Source organism: Azospirillum picis (assembly GCF_017876115.1).
GTDB classification, from domain to species: Bacteria; Pseudomonadota; Alphaproteobacteria; order Azospirillales; family Azospirillaceae; genus Azospirillum; species Azospirillum picis.
In genome coordinates, this window is sequence record NZ_JAGINO010000006.1 from 72932 (window position 1) to 96087 (window position 23156).

Consider the following 23156-nt stretch of genomic DNA (forward strand, 5'->3'; position numbering starts at 1 on the left):
CGAACCGTGACCTCCCTTCCCGGCGCCCCGCCCCGGCGGACCGGCGCCTATCTCGACCACAACGCCACCACGCCGCTGAAGCCGGAGGTGAAGGCGGCGATGACCCAGGCCATGGATCTGGTCGGCAACCCGTCGTCCGTGCACGCCTTCGGCCGCAGCGCCCGCCGCGCGGTCGAGGAGGCGCGCGCCGCCGTGGCGGCGCTTGCCGGGGTGAGGCCGGGGCAGGTCCTGTTCACCGGCAGCGGGACGGAGGCGAACAACTTCGCGCTGCGCGGATTCGCCGGCCGCCGCGTCCTCACCTCGGCCATCGAGCACGAGTCCGTGCTGGCGGCCCGCCCGGACGCCGGCCGCTTCGGCGTGACCGGCGACGGCCGCGCCGACCTCGGCCAACTCGACCGCGGCCTGGCCGACGGCGACGCGGCCCTGGTCTCGCTGATGCTGGTGAACAACGAGACCGGGGTGGTCCAGCCGGTCCCGGAGGCGGCGCGCCTCGCGCATGCCCGCGGCGCCCTTCTCCATTGCGACGCGGTCCAGGCGGCCGGGCGCCTGCCCCTGTCCATGCCGGATCTCGGCGCCGACCTGATGACGCTGTCGGCGCACAAGCTGGGCGGCCCGGCCGGTGTCGGCGCGCTGGTGCTGGGCGAGGGCCTGGAGCCGGAGGCGCTGATCCGCGGCGGCGGGCAGGAGCGGCGTAAGCGGGCCGGCACCGAGAATCTCCTGGGCATCGTCGGCTTCGGCGCCGCGGCGCGCCTGGCGCTGGAGGGGCTGCCGGCGGTGGCCGACCTTGCCGCCCTGCGCGACCGGATGGAGGCGGAGGCGCTGGCCGCCTTTCCGCAGGCGCGGGTGATGGGCGCCGGCGCGGCGCGGGTGGCGAACACGAGCTGCCTGCTGCTGCCGGGCCTGCCGGGCGAGACGCAGGTGATGACGCTCGACCTTTCCGGGGTGGCGGTCAGCGCCGGATCGGCCTGCTCCAGCGGCAAGGTGAAGCCGTCGCATGTGCTGGCGGCGATGGGCGAGAACGACCGGTCCGCCGCCTGCGCGATCCGCGTAAGCCTGGGCTGGACCAGCGACGACGAGACCGTCGACCGTTTCCTGACCGCATGGGCGACCATGGCTCGGCGCGCCCTGCGCATGGGCGGTTGACGGCCATGGGTGCTCCCGGCGGCATCCCCATCGACGGCGATGGCGGCGGCAATGGCCGTGGCGACGGCCGTGGCGACGGCCGCATCGAGGCCCATGGCGCCGCCCGGCCGCGCCGGCCGTCCACGCGACCTTCTGTCCCCCGCATGGCCCGACCGCATTCGCGCATTGCGCCCGCTGCGGCTTCTGGGTATGACCCCGCGGATGGAGCGCCCGCCGCGATGGCGGCGCCCCGCCGGGATGCCGATCCCGGCGGCCGGCCCCTGCAACCGACCCTTCTGGCGTCTGACGGACTGCGCGCATGACCCGTTCCAAATCCGGTCCGCCCAAATCCGGCCCACCCAAAGCCGGTTCCTCCGGCTCCGGCGGGATTTCCGGCACCATCCCCGGCGACCTGGAGGGTTGCGGCACCTGTGGCCGTCCGGTGGCGCCGCGCGCCCTGTTCTGCCATGCCTGCGGCGCCGCCCAGCCGCCGCGCCCGCTCGATCCCTTCACCCGCCTGGGAATGGAGCGCCGGTTCGACATCGACCCGGAGCAGCTCGCCCGCCAGCATGCCGGCTTCACCCGCGCCATGGATCCGCAGCGCTTCACCGCCCGCGGCCCGCGCCAGCAGGCCAACGCGAAGGCACAGGCCGAGGCGCTGAACGAAGCCTACGAGGTCCTGCGCGACCCGATCCGCCGCGCGCATGCCCTGCTCTCGCTGCTCGGCGGCGTGCCGGCCGGCAACGAGGAGGACGAGGAGATCGCCGACCTCCAGGCGCGCCTGGAGCGCGCACAGGACGCCGGCGAACTCGACCGCATCGGGCTGGACCTCGGCCAGCGGGTCGAGGCCTGCATCAAGTATCTGGCACCGGCCTTCCGCAAGGCGCAGAGCGACGGCGGACCCGACGGCCACGGCACCGATGGCGCCGCCCGCATCCTGGCCCGGCTGGAACGGCTGGAGGCGATGGCCGCCGAGGCCCGCACCCGCCGCACCGGCCTGGCGCCGCGCTGAACCACCCCCCCACCCAAGATCATTGTCCGCTAGGCAAACCCAAGGAAAGACGAGGTTCCCATGCCCAAGATGACCTTCATCGAGCCCGACGGCACCCGCCGCGAGGTCGATGCCCCGCTCGGCCTGTCCGTGCTGGAGATCGCCCACAAGAACAGCCTGGACCTGGAAGGCGCCTGCGAAGGGTCGCTCGCCTGCTCCACCTGCCATGTCGTGATCGAGCCGGAATGGTACGACGTGCTGCCCGAGGCCCAGGAGGACGAGGAGGACATGCTGGACCTCGCCTTCGGCCTGACCAAGACCTCGCGTCTCGGCTGCCAGATCATCATGACCGAAGAGCTGGACGGCCTGGTCGTCCGCCTGCCCGGCGGCAGCAACAACGCGATGAGGGGCTGACGCCCGGGACGAGGGGAACCCTGTCTCCGCCACCGGGGTCCGTGCATGGCGCCATCGCGCGCCGGGCCGGGTCCCGGCGGCCCTTTCCCCTTCCCCGCCAGCCCGTCAGCCCCATATAGGGCGCCATGAACTCCCTCGGCCTCCCCAAGCGCCCCCAGGACACCCGCGTCGTCGTGGCGATGTCCGGCGGGGTGGATTCCTCCGTCACCGCCGCCATGCTGCGGGAGGAGGGCTATGACGTGGTCGGCATCACGCTGCAGCTCTACGACCATGGACTGGCGCTGCAGAAGCCGGGCGCCTGCTGCGCCGGGCAGGACATCTACGATGCCCGCCAGGTGTCCGACCGCATCGGCATTCCGCATTATGTCCTGGATTACGAGGGTCGCTTCAGCCAGGACGTGATGGACGATTTCGCCGACAGCTACCTGCGCGGCGAGACGCCGATCCCCTGCGTGCGCTGCAACCAGCGGGTCAAGTTCCGCGACCTGCTGAACACCGCCCGCGACCTCGGCGCCGAGGCGCTGGCCACCGGCCACTACGTGCGCCGCGTCACCGGCCGGCAGGGCGCGGAACTCCACCGCGCCATCGATCCGGCCAAGGACCAGAGCTACTTCCTGTTCGCCACCACGCGCGAGCAGCTCGACTTCCTCCGCTTCCCGCTGGGCGGCCTGACCAAGCCCGAGACGCGGGCGCTGGCCGAGCGCTACGAGCTGGAGGTGGCGGCAAAGCCCGACAGCCAGGACATCTGCTTCGTCCCCAACGGCAACTATGCCGAGGTGGTGGCGAAGCTGCGCCCCGGCTCGGTCGAGCCGGGCGACATCGTCCATGTCGACGGCCGCGTGCTGGGCCGCCACAAGGGCGTGGTCCACTACACGGTCGGCCAGCGCAAGGGCCTGGGCATCGGCGGCATCCGCGGCCAGGAGGAGGAGGCGCTCTACGTCGTCCGCCTGGAGCCGGCGCGCCGGCGCGTCGTCGTCGGCCCGCGCCGCGACCTCGCCCGCGCACTGGTGACGGTGCGCGACGTCAACTGGCTGGCCGCCGACATGGCGGAGGGCCAGTCCGTCGAGGTCTCGGTGAAGCTGCGTTCCGCCCAGCCGGCGGCGCCGGCGACCTGGCGGGCCGGCCCCGACGGGACCGCGCGCGTCGAGCTGCACGAGCCCCAGCACGGCATCGCGCCCGGCCAAGCCTGCGTCGTCTACCAGGAGGATCGCGTGCTGGGCGGCGGCTGGATTTCGGGCACCGCGGCAGCCGCCTGAGGCGGTTTTCGCGGGGGTCGGCGGGGGCTGCGCAAAAAATGCGATGCCCCGAAAAATCCGCGTTGACAGGGTAAGCCGCCCTATCCTATATAGCGGCTCCCGGCGGCAACGACGGGCCAGATGGTAGACACGATGGCAGCGTAGCTCAGTGGTAGAGCAGGGGAATCATAATCCCTTGGTCGGGGGTTCAAATCCCTCCGCTGCTACCATCAAGAAAAGCCCACCAAGTTGATAACTTGGTGGGCTTTTCGCTTTTGGGCTCCATTGGCTCCCGACTGTGGCACGGCCAATGGAACCCATGATCTTTCCTATCGGAGCGCTCCGGGTCCCTACCCGGCCAGCGAACGCGACAGCGTGACCTGCGGTTCGACCTCAACCCGGTTGCGGCCGGTGTTCTTGGCGCGGTAGAGCGCGGCGTCGGCGCGGGCCAGCAGTGGATCGAAGCTGCGGTCGGTGGCGTTCAGCCAACTCAGCCCCAGGCTGACGGTCACGCGAAGCTCGCCGCCCGCCTCCAGGCGGACCGCGGTGGCGGCGATCCGCTCGCGGACGCGCTGGGCGACGCCGTAGGCGTTGATCGGCGGGGTTTCCGGCATCACGATGGCGAACTCCTCGCCGCCCAGCCGGCCGATCAGGTCGCTGGAGCGCAGGCTCTCCCTGCAGGCGCGGACGGTGGCGCGGATGGCGTCGTCGCCGGCGGCATGGCCGTGGCTGTCGTTGACCCGCTTGAAATGGTCGATGTCCAGCATCACGACCGACAGCGGCCGGTCGTACCGCCGGGACCGCGTGTATTCCTCCGCCGCCCGCTCCAGGAAACGGCGCCGGTTCAGCGCCCCGGTCAGCGCATCGGTGGTCGCCAGCCGCTCCAGGTCGCGCTGCATCGCCACCACGCGGGACGCCGCCAGCAGGCGCGCCGCCGTCCATTTCCAATCCAGCGGCTTGCGCAGGAATTCGTCCGCCCCGGCCTCCACAAGTTCGTGGAACTGCTCGGTCATGCTGCCGGGGATCATCAGGATCAGGTAGAGATGTCGCAGCCCCTGGGCGGTGCGCAGATGCCAGCACAGTTCCAGCCCGGACATGTCCGCCAGCCGGATGTCCGCCATCACCACGTCGAACCGCTCCTGGGCGACCGCCTCCATGGCGGCGGTGCCGGTTTCGGCGACGCTGGTGGCGTATCCGAGCTTGCCCAGCTCGTACATCATCATCGTTAGATGACGAGGAGAATCGTCGACGATCAGAATCCGCAAGACCAATGCTCCCGCCGAACCTGCTCCGCTTTATGGAGCATGAGGCGGGATGCATGCAAATGTCCTTAACGCCGGAAGCCGGACCCCGACGGAAAGCGGCGCACGGACGGCAGGGTCACACAACCCGCCTGCGCGTCGGCAAGCGATTGTGCGCCTGATGCTTTAGCACACGTTGCCAGCAGGGGCGCGCGATTGCTAGTGTGCCTCGGTTTGATTTGCTTGACAAGCAAACAGCAGGATCGGGTGAGCAGCAAGACCGGGAGGCACGACCATGGACAGCGCACGCGCGGCCCACATCGATGAACTCGTCCGGGTTTCGGCCGGAGTCCCGTCGCGCCGCGACTCCATCATCGAATCCTCCTGGCGGCGCTGCGTCGCCGACCACAAGCTCGACCCCACCATCGGGCGCGAGCCGCACATCCTGCCCCAGGAACGGCTGCGCGTTCACCGCGACGCGATGGACGAGTTCCTGCGGATGGCCCGCTTCGGGCTGGAGGCGCTCTACCGGCAGGTCGCCGGCATGGGCTACGTGATGCTGTTGACCGACAGCAACGGCGTCACAGTCGACTTCATCGGCGACCCGACCTTCGACAACCACCTGCGCCGGGCCGGGCTCTATCTGGGATCGGACTGGAACGAGGAGCATGCCGGCACCTGCGCGGTCGGTACCTGCATCGCCACCGGCCAGTCCCTCACCGTCCACCAGACCGACCATTTCGACTCCACCCACATCCCGCTGACCTGCACGGCCGCGCCGGTCTTCGACAGCGGCGGCGAACTGGCGGCGGTGCTGGACATCTCGGCGCTGCATTCGCCCGAACCGAAGATCAGCCAGTATCTGGCGCTGCAGATGGTGAAGGCCTACGTCCACAAGATCGAGACGGCCAACCTCTACAACAATTTCCGCCGGGAATGGGTGGTGAAGCTGGCCGCCTCGCAGGAGTTCGCGGAGGTCGACCCCGACTTCGTCCTGGCGCTCGACGGCGGCGGCCGGATCATCGGCTTCAATCACCGCGCCCATGAGCTGCTGGCCGAGGACGGGGTGTCGCCGCTCGGACGGTCCTTTGCGGAGCTGTTCGACTGCGAGGTCGCCGACCTCGTCCATTTCGTGCGCTCGCTGCCGACCGACCAGCGCACGCTGCACCTGCGCCGCAACGGCCGGCCGCTGTTCGCCCAGGCGATGCCGCCGCCGGCGGTCGCCCTGCCGCGCAGCCACGGCACCGAACCTGCCGACACGGCGCCACCGTTGCCGGAACCGCTCCGCGCGGTCTCCGGTGGCGACCCGGCGCTGAAGGCGGTACTGGCCCGTGCCGCCAAGCTGGTCAATACCCGCGTCAGCCTGCTGATCCACGGCGAGACCGGGACCGGCAAGGAACATCTTGCCAAGGCCCTGCACCGCGCCAGCATCCGCCGCGGCAAACCCTTCGTGGCGGTGAACTGCGCCGCCCTGCCGGAGAACCTGATCGAAAGCGAGCTGTTCGGCTACGAGCCCGGCGCCTTCACCGGCGCGACCTCGCGCGGCAAGAAGGGCCTGATCCTGGAGGCCGACGGCGGCACCCTGTTCCTCGACGAGATCGGCGACATGCCGCTCCCATCGCAGACCCGGCTGCTGCGCGTCCTGGCGGAGCGCGAGGTGACGCCGATCGGCCGGACGCGTGCCGTCTCGGTCGACGTCCGGGTCATCGGCGCCACCCACCGCGACCTGATCGAGCTGGTCAAGGCCGGGAAATTCCGTGACGACTTGTACTTCCGTCTCAATGGCGCCGTATTCACGGTGCCGCCGCTGCGCCAGCGCGGCGACCTCGACTGGCTGATCGAACGGCTGGTCGCCGACCGGGCCGAGCGCGACGGGATCGGTTACCGGCTGACGCCGGCAGCGCTGGCGGCCCTGCGGGCCCATCGCTGGCCGGGCAACGTGCGCGAGCTGGTGAATGCGTTGGACTACGCCTGCGCGGTCAGCGACGGCGGCCTGATCGACCTCGCCGACATCCCCGAGCCGGTCCAGCGCAGCGGCCTATTCCAAGCCTGGCCGGAGCCGCCGGAAGAGGCGATACAGGAGGCGGAACAAGACCCCGCCGTCCGCCTGCGCGAGACGCTGCGCCGCCACCACTGGAATGTCTCGGCGACGGCCAGGGCGATGGGGGTCGACCGCTCGACCGTCCATCGCCAGATGCACCGCTTCGGCATCGTGGCGCCGCACCGGGCGGAGTAAGGCGCCGATCTTCGCCCACCATATACCCCACCCTGCCCCTCCTCCGCTGGGCGGGGGAGGGAACTCCGCCGCCTTCAGCCAACGTCCACCCCTGCCCAGCGGAGGAGGTCTGGGGTGGGGGCAAGCACACCCCGACCCTAGCCCACCGACCCGAAGCCGCCGCCGCCCGGCGTTTCGACCACCAGCGCATCGCCCGGCTGGACGGTGGTGCGGTCCTGCGATGCAAGCTCCTGCACGCTGCCGTCGCCGCGCTGGACCCAGGTCCGGCCGACCGCGCCGTCGCCGCCGCCGTCCAGGCCGAAGGGGGGCACCTTGCGGTGGTTGGCGAGGATGGCCGCCGTCATCGGCTCCAGGAAGCGCAGACGGCGGATCACGCCGTCGCCGCCACGCCAGCGCCCCATGCCGCCGGAACCGCGGCGGATGCGGAAGCTCTCCACCAGCACCGGGAAGCGCCACTCCAGCACCTCCGGGTCAGTCAGCCGGGAGTTCGTCATGTGCGTCTGCACCGCGTCGGTGCCGTCGAAGCCGTCACCGGCGCCGGAGCCGCCGCAGACCGTCTCGTAATACTGGTGCCGCTCGTTGCCGAAGGTGGTGTTGTTCATCGTGCCCTGGGCCGACGCCATCACCCCCAGCGCCCCGAACAGCGCGTCGACGATGCACTGGCTGGTCTCGACATTGCCGGCGACCACGGCGGCCGGCGGCTCGGGCGCCAGCATCGAGGCCGGAGGGATCACGATCTCGATCGGGCGCAGGCAGCCCTCGTTCATCGGGATCTCGTCATCGACCAGGCAGCGGAAGACGTAGAGCACCGCTGCCCGGCAGACCGCCGACGGGGCGTTGAAGTTGTTGGCGAGCTGCGCGCTGGTGCCGGTGAAATCCACACGGGCGGAACGGGCATCGCGGTCGATCGACACCCGCAGCCTGATCTCCGCGCCATTGTCCAGCGTCACCGCGAAATCACCGTCCTTCAGCACGCCGATGGCGCGGCGCACCTGCTCCTCGGCATTGTCCTGGACGTGGCGCATGTAGGCGGTGACGGTCGGCAGGCCGTGCAGGCGGACGGCGCGATGCAGGTCGCGGGTGCCCTGCTCGTTCGCCGCGACCTGGGCCTTGAGGTCGCCGATGTTCTGCGCCGGATTGCGGGCCGGGTGCGGGCCGGAGCGCAGGAGGTCCAGCAGCCCCTCTTCGCGGAACCGCCCCTCCTCGATCAGCGGCACGCAGTCGAACAGCACGCCCTCGTCGGCGATGGTGGTGCTGTCCGGCGGCATCGAGCCGGGGGTGATGCCGCCGACGTCGGCATGGTGCCCGCGCGAGGCGACGAAGAACAGCAGCTCGCCGCCCGCCTCGTCGAACACCGGGGAGACCACGGTGATGTCGGGCAGGTGGGTCCCGCCATGGTAGGGGTCGTTCAGCGCGAAGCTCTCACCCGGCACGAAGGCGCCGCCGCGGCGCCCGATCACCGCCCGCACGCTCTCCCCCATCGAGCCGAGATGCACCGGCATGTGGGGGGCGTTGGCGATCAGGCCGCCCTCGCGGTCGAACAGGGCGCAGGAGAAGTCCAGCCGCTCCTTGATGTTCACCGAGCGCGCGGTCTTCTCCAGCGTCACGCCCATCCGCTCGGCGATCGACATGAACAGGTTGTTGAAGACCTCCAGCATGACCGGGTCGACCTTGGCGGCGCCCTTGATGCCGATGGCGGTGCGCTGCGGCGCCGGCTCCAGCCGGGTGAGCACGAGGTGGTTCCGCCGCGTCACCTCGGCCATCCAGCCGGGCTCGATCACCGTGGTCGAAACCGCCTCGGCCAGGATGGCCGGGCCGACGACGCGGTTGCCGGGCCGGAGTTGGCTGCGGTCATAGAGCGGCGCCTCGCGGCGCTGGCCGCCGGTGTGGACTGCGACGGTCGCCATCCGGCGCGGCAGCACGGAGTTGGTGGGATGCTCGGGATCCTCCAGCACGTCGGTCAGGCCGACCGCCTCCAGCGTCACCGATTCCACCTCCAGCGCGGTGCCGGGGCTGAGGAAGCCGTAGCGGCGGCGGTGCGCCTCCTCGAACGCCTTGGTCATCGCGACCCTGGACCCGAAGGCGACGGTCAGCGTGGTGTCCGACCCGGCAGCCTTTATCTGGACGCGGCGATGGATCGCCTGCCGCCCTTCGGCGACGCCCTGGCGGACCAACTCGGCCCGTCCCTCGCTTTCCAGGTCGGTGAACAGCATGGTCAGCCGGTCGACGACGGCGTCGCTCAGCGGCCCCTCGACGGCACGCTCGCGGATCGCCACGGTGTCGGCCAGCCCGATGCCGTAGGCCGACAGCACGCCGGCCTGCGGGTGCAGGAACACGCGCGTCATGCCGAGCGCGTCGGCGACGGCGCAGACATGCTGGCCCGCCGCCCCGCCGAAGCCGTTCAGCGTGTAGCCGGTGACGTCGTAGCCGCGCTCCACCGAGATCTTCTTGATGGCGTTGGCCATGTTGTCGACGGCGACGCGCAGGAAGCCTTCCGCCACCTCCTGCGGCGTCATGGCGGTGCCGAGGGCGGCGTTGACGGTGTCGGCCAGTTCGGTGAAGCGGGCCTTCACCGCGTCGGCGTCCAGCGGCTCGTCGCCGCCCGGCCCGAAGACGCGGGGGAAGAAGCGCGGCTGGATCTTGCCGACCATCACGTTGCAGTCGGTGACGGTCAGCGGGCCGCCGCGGCGGTAGCAGGCCGGCCCCGGGTTGGCGCCGGCGCTGTCGGGCCCGACCCGGAAGCGGGCGCCGTCGAAGACGCAGAGCGACCCGCCGCCGGCGGCCACGGTGTGGATGTGCATCATCGGCGCCCGCACCCGCACGCCGGCCACCACCGCGTCGAAGGCGCGCTCGTACTCGCCGGCATAATGCGACACGTCGGTCGAGGTGCCGCCCATGTCGAAACCGATCACCCTGTCGAAGCCGGCCATCGTCGCGGTGCGCACCGCACCGACCACGCCGCCGGCCGGACCCGACAGGATGGCGTCCTTGCCCTGGAAGCGGTGGGCGTCGGTCAGGCCGCCGTTCGACTGCATGAACATCAGCGGCACCGGGGTGCCGTCGACGCTGAGGTCGGTCGCCACCCGGTCGACATAGCGGCGCAGCACCGGCGAGAGATAGGCGTCGGCGACCGTGGTGTCGCCGCGGCCGACCAGCTTCATCAGCGGGCTGACCAGATGGCTGACCGAGACCTGGGTGAAGCCGACGGCGCGGGCGAGCGAGGCGACCTGGCGCTCGTGCTCGGGATAGCGGTAGCCGTGCATCAGCACGACGGCGGCGGCACGGTAGCCGCGGCGGTAGGCGTCCTCAAGCCCGCGGCGGACGGCGTGCAGGTCGACCGCCTTCACGATGTGACCGTCGGCCATCACCCGCTCGGGCACCTCGACCACATGGGAATAGAGCTGGTGGGGAAGCTGGATGCGGCGGGCGAAGATCTTCGGCCGCGCCTGATGGCCGATGCGGAGCTGGTCGCCAAGCCCCTCGGTCACCAGCAGGACGGTCGGCTCGCCCTTACGTTCGAGCAGCGCGTTGGTGGCGACGGTGGTGCCCATCTTCACCACCTCCACCGTGTCGGCCGGGATCGGCTGGCCGGGGCTCAGCCCCAGCAGGTCGCGGATGCCCTGGACGGCGGCGTCGGCGTAGCGTTCCGGGTTGTCGGAAAGCAGCTTGTGGGTGACCACCGCCCCGTCCGGGCGGCGGCCGACGATGTCGGTGAAGGTGCCGCCCCGGTCGATCCAGAACTGCCAGCGTGCCGGCCGTCCCGCGCCCGACTCGCCGCCGCCCTCGCCCGAGGTTCCGCCAGCCACCGCTTTTCCGTTCTCAGCCATCGTCGCACCCGCCCGTCGCGGCCACCGATACGGCCGCCGAAGTCCCCGCGCGGCAACCGCGCCGCGCGTGGGGCGGAGTTTCGCGATCCGGCGACGAAATTCAACAGCCTGCGTGGCGGTGGGCCGGAAGAGGCGGGCGCTGCGGCGGAAAGGGCACGGGGATCCTCAGGCCGCCAGCGGCTGGTGCCGTGCCATGGCCAGCCCGGACACGCCGGAGAGGATGCTGTTGAACGCGCCGTTGCCGTCCTCCAGCGTCTCCAGGGCGATGGAGAACTGGTTGGGCGGAGGGAGCTCGAACTGCGCGGTGATTTCCCCGCCATCCAGGGCCAGCCGACCGCCGAATCGCCGGGCCAGCGCCCGCATGCGGACGTTGTCGGCAAGGCACATCATGTGCACCTGACGGATGCCGCGGTTGCGGGCGACGGTCAGGATGCGGCGGACCAGCGTGCTGCCGACCCCCTGCCCCTGCATCGCCTTCTCGATGCTGACGCCGATCTCGGCCTGGTTGGGCCACAGGATGCGGTCGCCGCACAGCTCGACGGCCCCCCGCAGCGTGCCGTCCGCGAAGACGCCGAGCAGGACCGTGCGCCCCCAGTCGATGGCGGCGCAATGGCGCTTCACCGCATCATCCGACAGGGTGCCGGTGAAGCGGGCGTAGCGGTCGACACGGTCGAGGCGCAGAAGATGCTCGCGGTAGAGCCGCAGCTCGGTGGGCATGATCTTGCGGATGACAGGCATGGCTCTGCTCATGGTTCCCGAATTCCGAAAACGCATTCGCACAGAACGTCTTTCCCCAGACTTCAAAGACCGTCCCGGCGATCCCGAGGATCGGCCCGGCGGCCAAGGGCGCGTGACGGCCGCACCGCTTTTGTTGCATTGCAACATGGCGCAGGTCGCGATTTTCGCAAGCGCTTATTAGAAATTTGCAATGCGAACAATGCTGGTCTGTTGCGTCGAGGCCACAGTTGGCCGGCCTTCGGCCGGCCGTTATGCTGCCGGCGATCATTGGCACCTGAACAGGGTTTCCGAACCCCGCCCACGGACGGGCGGGCGCGGAAACCCTGCTGAAGCCAGAGAGTCCGCAGGCTTCTCCCGGCCGGGCCCATGGCCCGTTCCGGAGAAGCCTGCCTAGTCGGGGATGGAAGCGGGCGATGAGCATCTGGGGCAGGATATTGGGCAGCGCGGCCGGCCTCTTCAGCGGAGGACCGCTCGGCGCCCTGCTCGGCGGTCTCGCCGGCTACGCCGTCGACCGCTGGTCGCCTGCCGGACCATCGGACGGGGCGGCCAGGACGATGACCGACACCGAGGCCGAGGACGCGAAGCAGACGATCGCCTTCACCATCGGCGTCATCGCACTCGCCGCCAAGATGGCGCGGGCCGACGGGGTGGTGAAGCGGGTGGAGGTCGATACCTTCAAGCGCCTGTTCCGCGTCCCGCCGGAAGAGCTGGAGAATGTCGGCCGCGTCTTCGACCTCGCCCGCCGAGACACCCGCGGATTCGAGGAATATGCCCGGCAGATCGCTAACCTGTTCGAGGACCGGCATGCCGTGCTGGAGGAACTGCTCGACAGCCTGCTGATGATCGCCGAGGCCGACGACGAACTGCACGAGACCGAAGTCGCCTACCTGCGCAGCGTCTCCCGCATCTTCGGCTTCGACGAGGCCGCCTTCCGCCGCATCCTCGCCGGCCATCATCTGGCCGGCGAGCCGGACGGCAAGGATCCGTACGAGGTGCTGGGGGTGCCGCACGACGCCGACGACGCGACGATCAAGGCCGCCCACCGCGCGCTGGTGCGCGAACACCATCCGGACCGGCTGGTCGCCCAGGGCATGCCGCAGGAATTCATCGAACTGGCGACCCACAAGCTGGCACTGGTGAATGCCGCCCACGATCAGATCCGTCGCGAACGCGAAGGCTTTCCCGCTTTTTCCTGACATGGCGCGCAGGCGCGGCGCCCCCTCCCTCTCCAGGTTGATTTTCTTTATAATCTCACCCGCAAAATGACGTATCCTGTCCTGACGGAGCGGGCCGATGCCCAAAGCGGCCGGGAGATGGAACGACGATGCGGCGATGGATCATCCGGGCGCTATCCGGAGCGTTTCTGGGAACCGGGGTGATGGCGGCGACACTCTCCGGCGCCGGCGCCCAGACGGGAATGGCCGGCAGCGCGGCCGCCGGTGCTGCGGGCGGGATGGCCAATGACGTGGTCGTGCTGGGCACGCCCCTGACGATGTCCCTCGGCGCGCCCCCGGCCGGAGCCGACTGCGCCACGCGGGCGGCGGCGCTGAACGCCCAGGGGCTGGCCCTCGTCGTCAACGGCCGCACGATCCCCGGAACGGCGGCGAGCTTCGCCTGCGACGGCAAGGGGGAAATCCTGGGAACGGCCTCGACCTCGATCGCCGGCAACGGCGACGACGCCGCCCGGAGGCGCGCAGCCTGGCAAGCCGCCTTCGACGGCTTCTTCAGCCCGGCCGGGGCGAAGACCCTGCCGGTCGCCTTCGGACCGGCAACCGGCGGCATCGCCACCGTACCGCAATTCGTGACCATCCGGGGCGCCAGCGACCGCGACCTCGGGCTGGCCGCGGTGTGGTTCCTGCTGGTGGCGTCGCTGTTCGTCTTCGCCTTCTTCCGCCAGTTCGGCCGGTCCGACGACATCACCCCCGTCGCGGGCGTCCCGATGCCGGCCGGCTACGCGCCGCCCTACAGCCTCGCGCGCTTCCAGCTCCTGTGGTGGAGCGGGATCGTCACCGCCTCCTATGTCGCCATCCTGACCATCACCGGGTCGATGGACACCATCACCATCGGTACCATGGCGCTGATGGGAATCGTCGGCGGCACCTCGGTGCTGGCGGCCTTCCAGGACAGACGGCCGGACGACGACGACGCCCGCCGCCTGCAGCACGCCGCCGCCTATGCCGCCGCCGCGGCCGCGACCCCACCCGACCGGGCGGCGATGGCGGCGGCGCTGGAGGCGATCTATCCGCCCTCGCAGGGGGTGCTTCCCGACCTGCTGAGCGATGCCGCCGGCTACAACGTCCACCGGCTGCAATTGCTGGCCTGGACCGGCGTGCTGGGCGTCACCTTCCTCTACGAGGTCACCCGCACGCTGGGCATGCCGGAACTGTCGCCCAACCTGCTGGCCCTGACCGGCATCAGCAACGGCACCTATTTCGGCTTCAAGATGCAGGAACAGCAGGTGCCGACGCCGACGGGCGCCGCCGTCCAGCCCGCGTCCCCGCCCCCCGTCCCCGCCGCGATAGAGGCGCCGCAGGGGGGCTGACCCGCCGGGCGCAACCCGCCCAGCCGTTTTTCCGGGTCGCGGCGAAGGGGGGCGGCGGGCTATAACGCTTCCCCTTCCCTGTATTTCCGGCACACGAACGGTCCATGGCTCCTCCCGCACCCATCACGGCGCTCCAGGGCGTCTCCGTCACCTTCGGCGGCCGCCCGCTGTTCGACGGCCTCGACCTGTCGATCGTGCGCGGCGAACGCGCCTGCCTTGTCGGACGCAACGGCTCGGGCAAGTCGACGCTGATGAAGGTGCTGGCCGGGATGATCCAGCCCGACGGCGGCACGGTCTTCGTCCAGCCCGGCGCCCGCATCGCCTACCTGCCGCAGGAGCCCGACTTCACCGGCTGCGCCACCGTCCACGACTATGTCGTCCAGGGCCTGCCGGCCGACGAGATCGACGAATCGCACCGGGTGGACGCCGTGCTGGACAAGTTGCAGGTCGACGGCAGCCTCGACCCCAACACGCTGTCGGGCGGCGAGTCGCGCCGGGCGGCGCTGGCCCGCACGCTGGTCGGCAACCCCGACGTGATGCTGCTGGACGAGCCGACCAACCACCTCGACCTCCCCACCATCGAGTGGCTGGAGGAGGAACTGCTGTCCTACCGCGGCGGCCTGCTGCTGATCAGCCATGACCGCGCCTTCCTGAACCGGCTGGCCAGGCGGACGCTGTGGCTCGACCGCGGTGCCATCCGCTCCACCGACCGCCCCTTCGCCGAGTTCGAGGCGTGGCAGGCCGAGGTGTTCGAGACCGAGGAGGCGGCGGCCCACAAGCTGGACCGCAAGATCGAAAGCGAGATGAAGTGGCTGCGCGAGGGCATCTCGGCCCGGCGCACCCGCAACATGGGGCGCGTGCGCAACCTGCTCGACCTGCGCGGCGAACGCGCCGAGCAGATCAAGGGCGGCCAGCAGGCCAAGCTCGCCATCGCCGAGGCCGAGCGCGGCGGCCGGCTGGTGATCGAGGCGACCGGCATCTCCAAGGGCTTCGACACGCCGGACGGTCGCAAGACCATCGTGCGGAACTTCTCCACCCGCATCCTGCGTGGCGACCGGGTGGGACTGATCGGGCCGAACGGCGCCGGCAAGTCGACATTGCTGAAGATGCTGACCGGCCAGTTGCAGCCCGACGAGGGGACGGTGAAGCTCGGCACCAACCTCGACGCCGCCTATTTCGACCAGCGGCGCGAAGGGCTGAACCCGGAGGACACCATCCGCAGGGTGCTGTGCCCGTTCGGCGGCGACGCGGTGGTGGTGAACGGCCAGTCGCGGCACGTCGCCGGCTACATGAAGGACTTCCTGTTCGACACCCGCCAGCTCGACAGCCCGGTGAAGGCGCTGTCGGGCGGCGAGCGCAACCGGCTGCTGCTGGCCCGCCTGTTCGCCAAGCCCAGCAACCTGATGATCCTCGACGAGCCGACCAACGACCTCGACATGGACACGCTGGACCTGCTGGAGGACGTGCTGGGCGACTACCAGGGCACGCTGCTGCTGGTCAGCCACGACCGCGATTTCCTCGACCGGCTGGTGACCGCGACCATCGCCCTGGAGGGCGACGGCACCGCCACCGAATATGCCGGCGGCTATTCCGACTATCTGGTCCAGCGGCCGGCACGGGCCCCGGCGGCCCCGGCCCCCGCCAAGCCGAAGCCGGCCGCCGCCCCGGCCGCGGCTGCGAAGCCGCGGGGCAAGCTGAGCTACAAGGACCAGCGCGAGCTGGACGAGCTGCCGGCCCGCATGGACAGGCTGGGCACCGAGATCGCCAAGCTGGAGACGGCGCTGGCCGATCCCGACCTGTTCACCCGTGACGCCGCCAGGTTCCAGAAGACCAGCGAGCAGCTCCATGCCCGGCAGGCCGAGCTGGCGGCAGCGGAGGAGCGCTGGCTGGAACTGGAGGCGCTGCGCGAGGAGCTGGAGGGCGGCCGGGCATGACGCTCGCCCACACGCTCCAGGCGCTGCTGGTGATGGCGCTGTGGGGGCTGAACTTCGTGATCGCCAAATGGGCGCTGATCGAGTTTCCCCCGCTGTTCCTGATGTTCATCCGCTTTGCCTTGGTGGCGGCGCTGATCGTCCCCTTCTTCCGCGTGCCGCGGGATAAGCTGGCGAAGATCGCCCTGCTGTCGGTCACCCTGGGCAGCGTGCATTTCCCGATGATGTTCACCGGGCTGCAGGGCATCGATGCCGCCACCGCCTCGCTGGCGGCCCAGGCGCAGGTGCCCTTCTCGTCGCTGCTGGCGGCGCTGGTGTTCAAGGACAAGCTGGGATGGCGCCGCGGCATCGGCATGGCCGCCGCCTTCGTCGGCGTGGCGGTCATCGCCGGCGAGCCGCGGCTGGGCAACGCCTTGCCCTCGCTGTCGCTGATCCTGGCGGCAAGCTTCGCCTTCGCGGTGGCGAGTGTGCAGATGAAGCTGATCGGGGCGGTGAACGGCTTCGTCGTCAATGGCTGGATGGCGCTGTTCGCCATGCCGCAGCTCCTCCTGCTGTCGCTGCTGCTGGAGCAGGGGCAGATGGCGGCGCTGGCCAATTCGACCTGGGTCGGCTGGGCCTCGATCGCCTACATGGCCGTCGGCGTCACCATCGTCGCCTACGGGATGTGGTACCCCCTGCTCGGCCGCTACGACGTCAACCAGACCATGCCGTACCTGCTGACGGTGCCGGTGTTCGGCGTCGCCAGCGGCGTCCTGCTGATGGACGACCCGCTGACGCTGGCGCTCGCCATCGGCGGGCTGCTGACCGTCGGCGGCGTCGCGGTGATCGTCAAGCGGCGGCCGCGCACCGTCAGCGAGACGGTGACCAACCCGACATGACGGCGGCAGGATGAGCGGCTTCCGACGGATCGACCTTCCCTCGCCCAACCACGGCCCGCGGGCCGCGGGCACCCGCGTCGAGCTGCTGGTCCTTCACTATACCGGCATGCCGGGCGCCGCCGAGGCGCTTGCGCGGCTGTGCGACCCGGCGGCGCAGGTCAGCGCCCACTACACGGTGGACGAGGACGGGACGATCTACGCCCATGTGCCGGAGGAGCGCCGCGCCTGGCATGCCGGGCGGTCGAGCTGGCGCGGGTCGGACGACGTCAACAGCCGGTCGGTCGGCATCGAGATCGTCAATCCCGGACACGAGTTCGGGTACCGTCCCTTCCCGGCCGTGCAGATGGCGGCGGTGGCGGAGCTTTGCCGGGATGTCATCCTCCGCCACGGCATCGCCGCGGCCGACGTGCTCGGCCACAGCGACGTCGCCCCGGCCCGCAAGGAGGATCCGGGCGAGCTGTTCGACTGGCCCGGGCTGGCGGCGCAGGGGATCGGCCTCTGGCCCACGCCGTCCCAGGCGGACGAGGGGCCGTTCAGCGATGCGGAGGTGGCGGCGCTGCTGGGCCGCTATGGCTACGACCCGGCCGAACCGCTGGCGCTCCCGGCCTTCCAGCGGCATTTCCATCCGTCGGGGCTGACCGGCAAGTCCGAGGCGGAGACCGTGCGCCGCCTGCGCGCCCTGCTGCGCATGACCGGACGATGAACGGCACAGGATCGCAACCGGACCCCGATTTGGGATTTGCCCCCACCGGCGCTTCCCTATATGAACATCCCCGCCAGATGGCCGGATGGCCGCCTTCGGTTTCGGCCGGGGGAGGAAAGTCCGGGCTCCACGGAAACACGGTGCCGGCTAACGGCCGGCGGGGGCGACCCTAGGGACAGTGCCACAGAGAGCAGACCGCCGGCGTTTCGACGCAGGTAAGGGTGAAAGGGTGCGGTAAGAGCGCACCGCGGTCCCGGCAACGGGAACGGCATGGTAAACCCCACCGGGAGCAAGACCGAATAGGAGCGGCCCGGCCGCCGTCCCGGTGACGGGGCGGACGGGGCCAAGCGCGTTTCCGCGCCGCCGCTCGGGTTGGTCGCGCGAGGCGTCCGGGCAACCGGCGTCCCAGACGAATGGCCATCGCCTGCCCTCCGGGGCGGGACACAGAACCCGGCTTACAGGCCATCTGGCGCTTTCCACTCTTTTTTGCCCATCCCGTCCCAGGATCGGGACCGGTCCGGACGATGCCGTCCCACGCGGCCCCATGCCGGACGCGAACGGGTGCGCGCGGCGGGCTGCCGTGGGCCGGCCTTGGCCGTGCGGGGCAGCGGCCTGGGGATTTCCCCACTCATCCACAGCCAAGCCGGCGGCCTGCAAGGCCCTGAAACCCGCGGCTCCTATGGCCATCCCCGGGATGCCCGCGCTTCGCTCCACATTTTCCCCAGACTAATCCACAGCCGGTGGATAACTGTGGGGCGAATTCCCATGCTATCCCATGCCGGACCGGCATTTCCCACCCGATGGATTATGCCCTCCGTAGGGGTCGATTCGAATGGCCGACACACTATGCGCGGACCGGATTTTCTTAAAAATCTGGAACGTTCAAAGAACTTATGTGGATAACTTTATCCACATCGGCCGGTTCGGTTGGATTACTGCGAAGATTCGGATTTTTCGTATCCCAACTTGCGCAGATGCCACAGCATGACCCAAAAGTCTTGACACCCCAGTCTGAATACTCGGGGGGCCGTTGACGCCCATGCCGTCCCATGCTATCCCAAGAATGCCCATTTAAGGGGGGCTCTTACCCATTTTGGTTAATACCTGGGCAAGGGCTGAATGGGCCAAGCGGGGCTAGCGCGGAGCACCCGACCGCGCACGGGGAATAGCAGGGGGGATCGCCGGGCCTATGGCCGTTTTCCTGTCCACATACGTCAACAAGGTTGACAGGAAAGGGCGTGTGTCCATCCCGGCACAGTTCCGGCAGTCGCTTGCCAAGACGTCGGCTCCCGGCACCGTCTATCTCTGGCCCTCGCTGAACCACCAGGCGCTGGAAGGCGCCGACCAGGACTACCTCGACGTCCTCTCCGAAAGCCTCGAGTCCCCCGACCTTGACGCCGACGAGCGCGACATGATCGAGACCTTCATCTTCGGAAAGCTGATCCCCGTCTCCTCCGACGCCGAAGGCCGCATCGTCCTGCCCAAGGAGCTGGCGGAGTTCGCCGGCATCGGCGAGGAGGCCGCCTTCATCGGCCGCCGCAAGACCTTCCAGATCTGGGAGCCCGACGCACTGAAGGCCCACGAGGCAGCACTGCGCGAGCAGGTGGTGCGCAAGGACATCTCGCTCAGCCAGATCGTCGCCAAGGCGTCCCGCGGCGCCGCCGCCCGCAACGGTGAGGGCGCATGACCCCGGCCGCCCCCATCCACATCCCCGTCCTGCTGGCGGAGGTGGTCGCGGCGCTCGCACCGCGCGACGGCGGCCTCTACGTCGACGGCACCTTCGGGGCCGGCGGCTACAGCCGCGCGCTCCTCGACTCGGCCGACTGCCGGGTGATCGGGATCGACCGCGATCCCGCGGCGATCGAACGCGGCCAGGCCCTGTCCCAGGCCTATCCCGGCCGGCTGGAGGTCATCGAAGGCCGCTTCGGCGACATGGACCGCCTGCTGGCCGACCATGGCGTGCAGGCGGTGGATGGCGTGGCGCTCGACGTCGGCGTCTCCTCCCCCCAGATCGACGAGCCCGAGCGCGGTTTCTCCTTCCGCTTCGACGGCCCGCTCGACATGCGGATGGGGCGGAGCGGCCCGACCGCCGCCGATGTGGTGAACCACGCCGACGAGGCGGAGCTGGCCGACATCATCTTCCACCTGGGCGAGGAGCGGATGGCCCGCCGCGTGGCGCGCGCCATCGTCGCCGCCCGCCGCGATGCGCCGATCGAGCGTACCTCCAGGCTGGCCGATATCGTCCGGTCGGTGGTGCCGAAGGGGAAGGGGGACGGCATCGACCCGGCCACCCGCACCTTCCAGGCACTCCGCATCCATGTGAACGACGAGCTGGGCGAGTTGCGGCGCGGCCTGTCCGCCGCCGAGTCGCTGCTGGCGCCCGGCGGGCGCCTCGCCGTCGTCTCCTTCCATTCGCTGGAGGATCGGGAAGTGAAGGCGTTCCTCAAGGAACGGTCCTCGCCGCCGCCCTCCCCGTCCCGTCATACGCCCGTGACCGCGGTCGCGGAGCGTCCGTCATCCTTCCGCCTGCTCTCCCGGAAGCCCGTGGACCCGAGCGAGGCCGAATCCCGTAACAATCCCCGCGCCCGGTCAGCCCGGCTGCGCGCGGCAGAACGTACCGAGGCGCCCGCCTTCCCGGCGTCCGGCAAGGAGGCAGCATGAAAGGCAAGACCTGGCTGTTCTGGGGCGGCCTGATCGCGGCCGCCGGTGGCGTGCTGTTCCAGACCAGCTACGACGTCCAGGATCTTGAGGAGAAGCTCGCCGGGCTGAACCGCAAGATCATTCAGGAGCAGGAGACGATCCAGATCCTGAAGGCGGAGTGGAGCTATCTGAACGATCCCTCCAAGCTGGAGCAGATGGCGCACGCCTACCTGGACCTGCAGCCGACCGAGGCCCGCCAGTTCAACCTTGCGCTTGAGATGATCCCGATGCGCCCGAGCGACGCGGTGCCGCCGCCCGCCCTGCCCGGTCCCGTCCCGCTGCCGCCGATGGTCCGTGCCCCCGGCGCCGGCCCCCAGCTCGCCGCCGCCCGCATGCCCGCCCCGGCCGCTCCGATCCCGGCGTCCGGCATCGTGCCGGTCAACGCGCCGATGCCGAAGGCCCTGCCGATGGACAAGGCGATGGAACGCGCACCGGTGGTCGTTCCGGCCTCCCTGCCGGTGGCCGCCCGCATCAAGCCGTCCGCCCTGGTTCCAGGCGCCGCCCGCGCGCCGTCGGAGAAGGCCACGGCGGATAAGGCGGCGCCGGACCGCGCCGCCGGCAAACTGCCGGCGAACGCCCCGACCTCCCCCAACCGGCCGACCGAGCTCGCGTCGCGTCCCACCCCGGTGGCGGCTCCGGCCCCGGCTCCCGCCAAGGCCGGCAACGCCCAGCAACCCCACCAGCCGGCGCCGACCGACAGCCTCGGCCTCCTCGTCGCGCGGCTGGGGGCCAACCGATGACATTCCATGACCAGCAGGGCGCCGCAGGCGGTGGTGCGGGCGGCTATGGCGGCCAGACGGTCCCCGGCCAGCCCGGCGGCGCGGCGCAGGCCGCGGCGGCCACGGCAAAGCCGCGGACGTCGCTCAGCGTCGCGCTCGACCAGAGCCGCTATCGCCTGATGGTGACGGCCGCGGTGGTCACCACCGTGTTCGCGGCGATCGGCGTCAAACTGGCCTTCGCGACGATGTTCGCCGGCGGCGGCGAACCGCGCCAGCATGTGGCGCTGGAGCTGGACAACACCACCACCAACCGCGGCGACATCCTTGATCGCAACGGCAACCTGCTGGCGACCTCGCTGGTCACCCAGTCGCTCTATGCCGATCCCAAACTGGTGTCGCGCCCGGAAGAGGCCGCGGAGAAGCTGGTCGGCGCCCTGCCCGAGCTCGACTACAAGGACGTTCTCGCCAAACTGACCAGCGAGCGACGCTTCGTCTGGCTGAAGCGCAGCCTGACCCCGAAGCAGCAGGCGTCGGTCCACCGCCTGGGCATCCCCGGCGTCGCCTTCGAGCAGGAGGAACGCCGCTTCTACCCGGCCGGCAACCTGACCTCGCACGTGGTCGGCTTCACCGGCATCGACAACAATGGCCTCGCCGGCATGGAGCAGGGCTTCAACAAGCGCCTGACCGAGGATCCGGCCGAGCCGGTGCAGCTCTCCATCGACCTGCGGCTGCAGCACGTCCTGCGCAAGGAACTGGCGGCGACGGTGCAGGAGTTCAGCGCCATCGGCGCCGCCGGCATTATCTTCGACGTGCGCAACGGCGAAGTGCTGTCCATGGTGTCGCTGCCCGACTTCGACCCTCAGGACCCGACCGGGCTGGACCCCGACACGCTCTTCAACCGCGCGTCGCTGGGCGTCTACGAGATGGGTTCGACCTTCAAGATCTTCAACTCCGCGTTGGCCTTCGACAGCGGCAAGATCCGGGTGTCGGACAGCTTCGACGCCGCCCATCCGATCAAGGTCGGCCGCTTCACCATCAATGACCTTCACAACATGCATCGCGCGCTGACGGTGGCGGAGGTGTTCCAGCACTCCTCCAACCTCGGCTCCGTGCGCATGGTGCAGCAGGTCGGCGTGGCGGCGCAGAAGGCGTTCATGACCAAGATGGGCTTCACCAAGCGCACTGGACTGGAGTTGCCGGAGGACGGCTGGCCGCTGGTGCCCAACCCATGGCGCGAGATCAACAGCTACACGATCTCCTTCGGCCACGGCATCTCGGTCAGCCCGATGCACACCGTGACGGCCGCCGCCGCCATCGTCAATGGCGGGTTCCTCCACACGCCCACCCTGCTGAAGCGCAAGCCCGGCGAGGAGATCCCGACCGAGCAGGTGGTGTCGCGCCAGACCTCCGACATGATGCGGCGCATGTTCCGCTTCGTGGTCACCGAGGGCACCGGCAAGTCGGCGGAAGTGAAGGGTTACGTCGTCGGCGGCAAGACCGGCACCGCCGACAAGCAGAAGGGGCGGCACTACCAGAAGAACTCGCGCATGTCGTCCTTCCTCGGGGCCTTCCCGATGCAGGACCCGCGCTACATCGTCTATGTGCTGATCGACGAACCCAAGGGCACGGCCAAGACCTACGGCTATGCCACCGGCGGCTGGGTCGCCGCCCCGGCGGTGGGCCGCATCGTCAAGCAGATCGGCCCGTTGCTGAACGTCCCGACGGTCGACGAGAACGCGCCGGAGATCCTGAGCGCCACCTACCTGAACGCCGCCGGCTCGACCAACTGGCAGCAGTCGCTGCCCCCCGTCACTGCTCCACCCCCGTCGAAGGGAAGCACCGTTGCGTCTTTCCCAACTCAGACCAAGCCGCGCTGACG

At 70.2% G+C, this 23156-nt stretch carries 18 protein-coding genes, 1 tRNA gene and 1 other RNA gene; 17 read left to right on the forward strand and 3 right to left on the reverse strand.

Features of this window, described 5'->3' with window-relative positions; genetic code table 11:
• Window positions 1–6: 6 nt before the first annotated feature.
• From J2850_RS10690 to J2850_RS10710, 5 genes are all read left to right on the forward strand, one after another.
• Window positions 7–1143 (forward strand): cysteine desulfurase family protein, encoded by a 1137-nt coding sequence (locus tag J2850_RS10690; protein WP_209981410.1) that lies wholly within the window; start codon window positions 7–9, stop codon window positions 1141–1143.
• A gap of 298 nt (window positions 1144–1441) precedes the next feature.
• A complete protein-coding gene (locus tag J2850_RS10695) occupies window positions 1442–2134 on the forward strand; it encodes a molecular chaperone DnaJ (protein WP_209981412.1) in 693 nt (230 codons plus the stop codon).
• 60 nt (window positions 2135–2194) lie between these two features.
• On the forward strand, window positions 2195–2527 hold the full coding sequence (locus J2850_RS10700; protein WP_209981414.1) for a ferredoxin family 2Fe-2S iron-sulfur cluster binding protein: 333 nt from the start codon (window positions 2195–2197) through the stop codon (window positions 2525–2527).
• 125 nt (window positions 2528–2652) lie between these two features.
• Entirely contained in the window at window positions 2653–3783 is a 1131-nt protein-coding gene (mnmA, locus tag J2850_RS10705) for a tRNA 2-thiouridine(34) synthase MnmA (protein ID WP_209981415.1), read from the forward strand.
• Window positions 3784–3917: 134 nt separating this feature from the next.
• Window positions 3918–3992, forward strand: a tRNA-Met gene (locus J2850_RS10710).
• A gap of 120 nt (window positions 3993–4112) precedes the next feature.
• Here J2850_RS10710 and J2850_RS10715 read toward each other — a convergent pair.
• Complete coding sequence (locus J2850_RS10715) at window positions 4113–5027, reverse strand: GGDEF domain-containing protein (protein WP_209981418.1); 915 nt, start codon at window positions 5025–5027, stop codon at window positions 4113–4115.
• A 271-nt stretch (window positions 5028–5298) separates the two neighbouring features.
• Between J2850_RS10715 and J2850_RS10720 the strand changes: the two genes are divergently transcribed.
• The gene (locus J2850_RS10720) at window positions 5299–7239 is read left to right on the forward strand and encodes a sigma-54-dependent Fis family transcriptional regulator (protein ID WP_209981420.1); all 1941 of its coding nucleotides are present in this window, start codon (window positions 5299–5301) and stop codon (window positions 7237–7239) included.
• Between the two features lie 137 nt (window positions 7240–7376).
• Here J2850_RS10720 and J2850_RS10725 read toward each other — a convergent pair whose 3' ends face one another.
• Both J2850_RS10725 and J2850_RS10730 read right to left on the reverse strand, forming a co-directional pair.
• The gene (locus J2850_RS10725) at window positions 7377–11066 is read right to left on the reverse strand and encodes a hydantoinase B/oxoprolinase family protein (RefSeq protein ID WP_211113861.1); all 3690 of its coding nucleotides are present in this window, start codon (window positions 11064–11066) and stop codon (window positions 7377–7379) included.
• Between the two features lie 165 nt (window positions 11067–11231).
• Window positions 11232–11804, reverse strand: coding sequence for a GNAT family N-acetyltransferase (locus J2850_RS10730; protein WP_209981424.1), 573 nt, complete (start codon window positions 11802–11804; stop codon window positions 11232–11234).
• Between J2850_RS10730 and J2850_RS10735 the strand changes: the two genes are divergently transcribed.
• The 11 genes from J2850_RS10735 (at window position 11803) to J2850_RS10785 (ending at window position 23154) form a co-directional block, all read left to right on the forward strand.
• Complete coding sequence (locus tag J2850_RS10735; RefSeq protein ID WP_209981426.1) at window positions 11803–11985, forward strand: hypothetical protein; 183 nt, start codon at window positions 11803–11805, stop codon at window positions 11983–11985. The two genes, J2850_RS10730 and J2850_RS10735, sit on opposite strands and share 2 nt — an antisense overlap.
• 232 nt (window positions 11986–12217) lie before the next feature.
• A complete protein-coding gene (locus tag J2850_RS10740; protein ID WP_209981428.1) occupies window positions 12218–13000 on the forward strand; it encodes a TerB family tellurite resistance protein in 783 nt (260 codons plus the stop codon).
• Window positions 13001–13182: 182 nt separating this feature from the next.
• On the forward strand, window positions 13183–14346 hold the full coding sequence (locus tag J2850_RS10745; RefSeq protein ID WP_246512977.1) for a hypothetical protein: 1164 nt from the start codon (window positions 13183–13185) through the stop codon (window positions 14344–14346).
• Window positions 14347–14450: 104 nt separating this feature from the next.
• Entirely contained in the window at window positions 14451–16280 is a 1830-nt protein-coding gene (locus J2850_RS10750; protein WP_209981431.1) for an ATP-binding cassette domain-containing protein, read from the forward strand.
• Entirely contained in the window at window positions 16277–17155 is an 879-nt protein-coding gene (locus tag J2850_RS10755) for a DMT family transporter (RefSeq protein ID WP_209981434.1), read from the forward strand. Before J2850_RS10750 ends, J2850_RS10755 begins: the two co-directional genes overlap by 4 nt.
• Window positions 17156–17165: 10 nt before the next feature.
• The gene (locus tag J2850_RS10760) at window positions 17166–17858 is read left to right on the forward strand and encodes an N-acetylmuramoyl-L-alanine amidase (protein WP_209981436.1); all 693 of its coding nucleotides are present in this window, start codon (window positions 17166–17168) and stop codon (window positions 17856–17858) included.
• Between the two features lie 73 nt (window positions 17859–17931).
• An RNA gene (gene rnpB, locus J2850_RS10765) (RNase P RNA component class A) lies at window positions 17932–18332 on the forward strand.
• A 766-nt stretch (window positions 18333–19098) separates the two neighbouring features.
• Window positions 19099–19545: a division/cell wall cluster transcriptional repressor MraZ gene (locus J2850_RS10770; protein ID WP_307354388.1), complete on the forward strand. Its 447-nt coding sequence runs from the start codon at window positions 19099–19101 to the stop codon at window positions 19543–19545.
• Window positions 19542–20519 carry a 16S rRNA (cytosine(1402)-N(4))-methyltransferase RsmH gene (gene rsmH, locus J2850_RS10775; RefSeq protein WP_209981439.1) on the forward strand — a complete coding sequence of 326 codons (978 nt, stop codon included), beginning with the start codon at window positions 19542–19544 and terminating at the stop codon, window positions 20517–20519. Before J2850_RS10770 ends, rsmH begins: the two co-directional genes overlap by 4 nt.
• Window positions 20516–21298 carry a cell division protein FtsL gene (gene ftsL / locus J2850_RS10780; protein WP_209981442.1) on the forward strand — a complete coding sequence of 261 codons (783 nt, stop codon included), beginning with the start codon at window positions 20516–20518 and terminating at the stop codon, window positions 21296–21298. Before rsmH ends, ftsL begins: the two co-directional genes overlap by 4 nt.
• Window positions 21295–23154 (forward strand): peptidoglycan D,D-transpeptidase FtsI family protein, encoded by a 1860-nt coding sequence (locus J2850_RS10785; protein WP_209981443.1) that lies wholly within the window; start codon window positions 21295–21297, stop codon window positions 23152–23154. The genes ftsL and J2850_RS10785 overlap by 4 nt, the downstream gene beginning before the upstream one ends.
• The last annotated feature ends 2 nt before the right edge of the window (window positions 23155–23156 follow it).

Excerpts from the sequence above, each read along its gene's own strand:
- J2850_RS10695 (WP_209981412.1), top strand. The coding sequence starts at position 1,442 with ATGACCCGTTCCAAATCCGGTCCGCCCAAATCCGGCCCACCCAAAGCC.
- J2850_RS10700 (WP_209981414.1), top strand. The coding sequence starts at position 2,195 with ATGCCCAAGATGACCTTCATCGAGCCCGACGGCACCCGCCGCGAGGTC.
- mnmA (WP_209981415.1), top strand. The coding sequence starts at position 2,653 with ATGAACTCCCTCGGCCTCCCCAAGCGCCCCCAGGACACCCGCGTCGTC.
- J2850_RS10720 (WP_209981420.1), top strand. The coding sequence starts at position 5,299 with ATGGACAGCGCACGCGCGGCCCACATCGATGAACTCGTCCGGGTTTCG.
- J2850_RS10725 (WP_211113861.1), bottom strand. The coding sequence starts at position 11,066 with ATGGCTGAGAACGGAAAAGCGGTGGCTGGCGGAACCTCGGGCGAGGGC.
- J2850_RS10735 (WP_209981426.1), top strand. The coding sequence starts at position 11,803 with ATGGCTCTGCTCATGGTTCCCGAATTCCGAAAACGCATTCGCACAGAA.
- J2850_RS10730 (WP_209981424.1), bottom strand. The coding sequence starts at position 11,804 with ATGCCTGTCATCCGCAAGATCATGCCCACCGAGCTGCGGCTCTACCGC.
- J2850_RS10740 (WP_209981428.1), top strand. The coding sequence starts at position 12,218 with ATGAGCATCTGGGGCAGGATATTGGGCAGCGCGGCCGGCCTCTTCAGC.
- J2850_RS10745 (WP_246512977.1), top strand. The coding sequence starts at position 13,183 with ATGGCGGCGACACTCTCCGGCGCCGGCGCCCAGACGGGAATGGCCGGC.
- J2850_RS10750 (WP_209981431.1), top strand. The coding sequence starts at position 14,451 with ATGGCTCCTCCCGCACCCATCACGGCGCTCCAGGGCGTCTCCGTCACC.
- J2850_RS10755 (WP_209981434.1), top strand. The coding sequence starts at position 16,277 with ATGACGCTCGCCCACACGCTCCAGGCGCTGCTGGTGATGGCGCTGTGG.
- J2850_RS10760 (WP_209981436.1), top strand. The coding sequence starts at position 17,166 with ATGAGCGGCTTCCGACGGATCGACCTTCCCTCGCCCAACCACGGCCCG.
- rsmH (WP_209981439.1), top strand. The coding sequence starts at position 19,542 with ATGACCCCGGCCGCCCCCATCCACATCCCCGTCCTGCTGGCGGAGGTG.
- ftsL (WP_209981442.1), top strand. The coding sequence starts at position 20,516 with ATGAAAGGCAAGACCTGGCTGTTCTGGGGCGGCCTGATCGCGGCCGCC.
- J2850_RS10785 (WP_209981443.1), top strand. The coding sequence starts at position 21,295 with ATGACATTCCATGACCAGCAGGGCGCCGCAGGCGGTGGTGCGGGCGGC.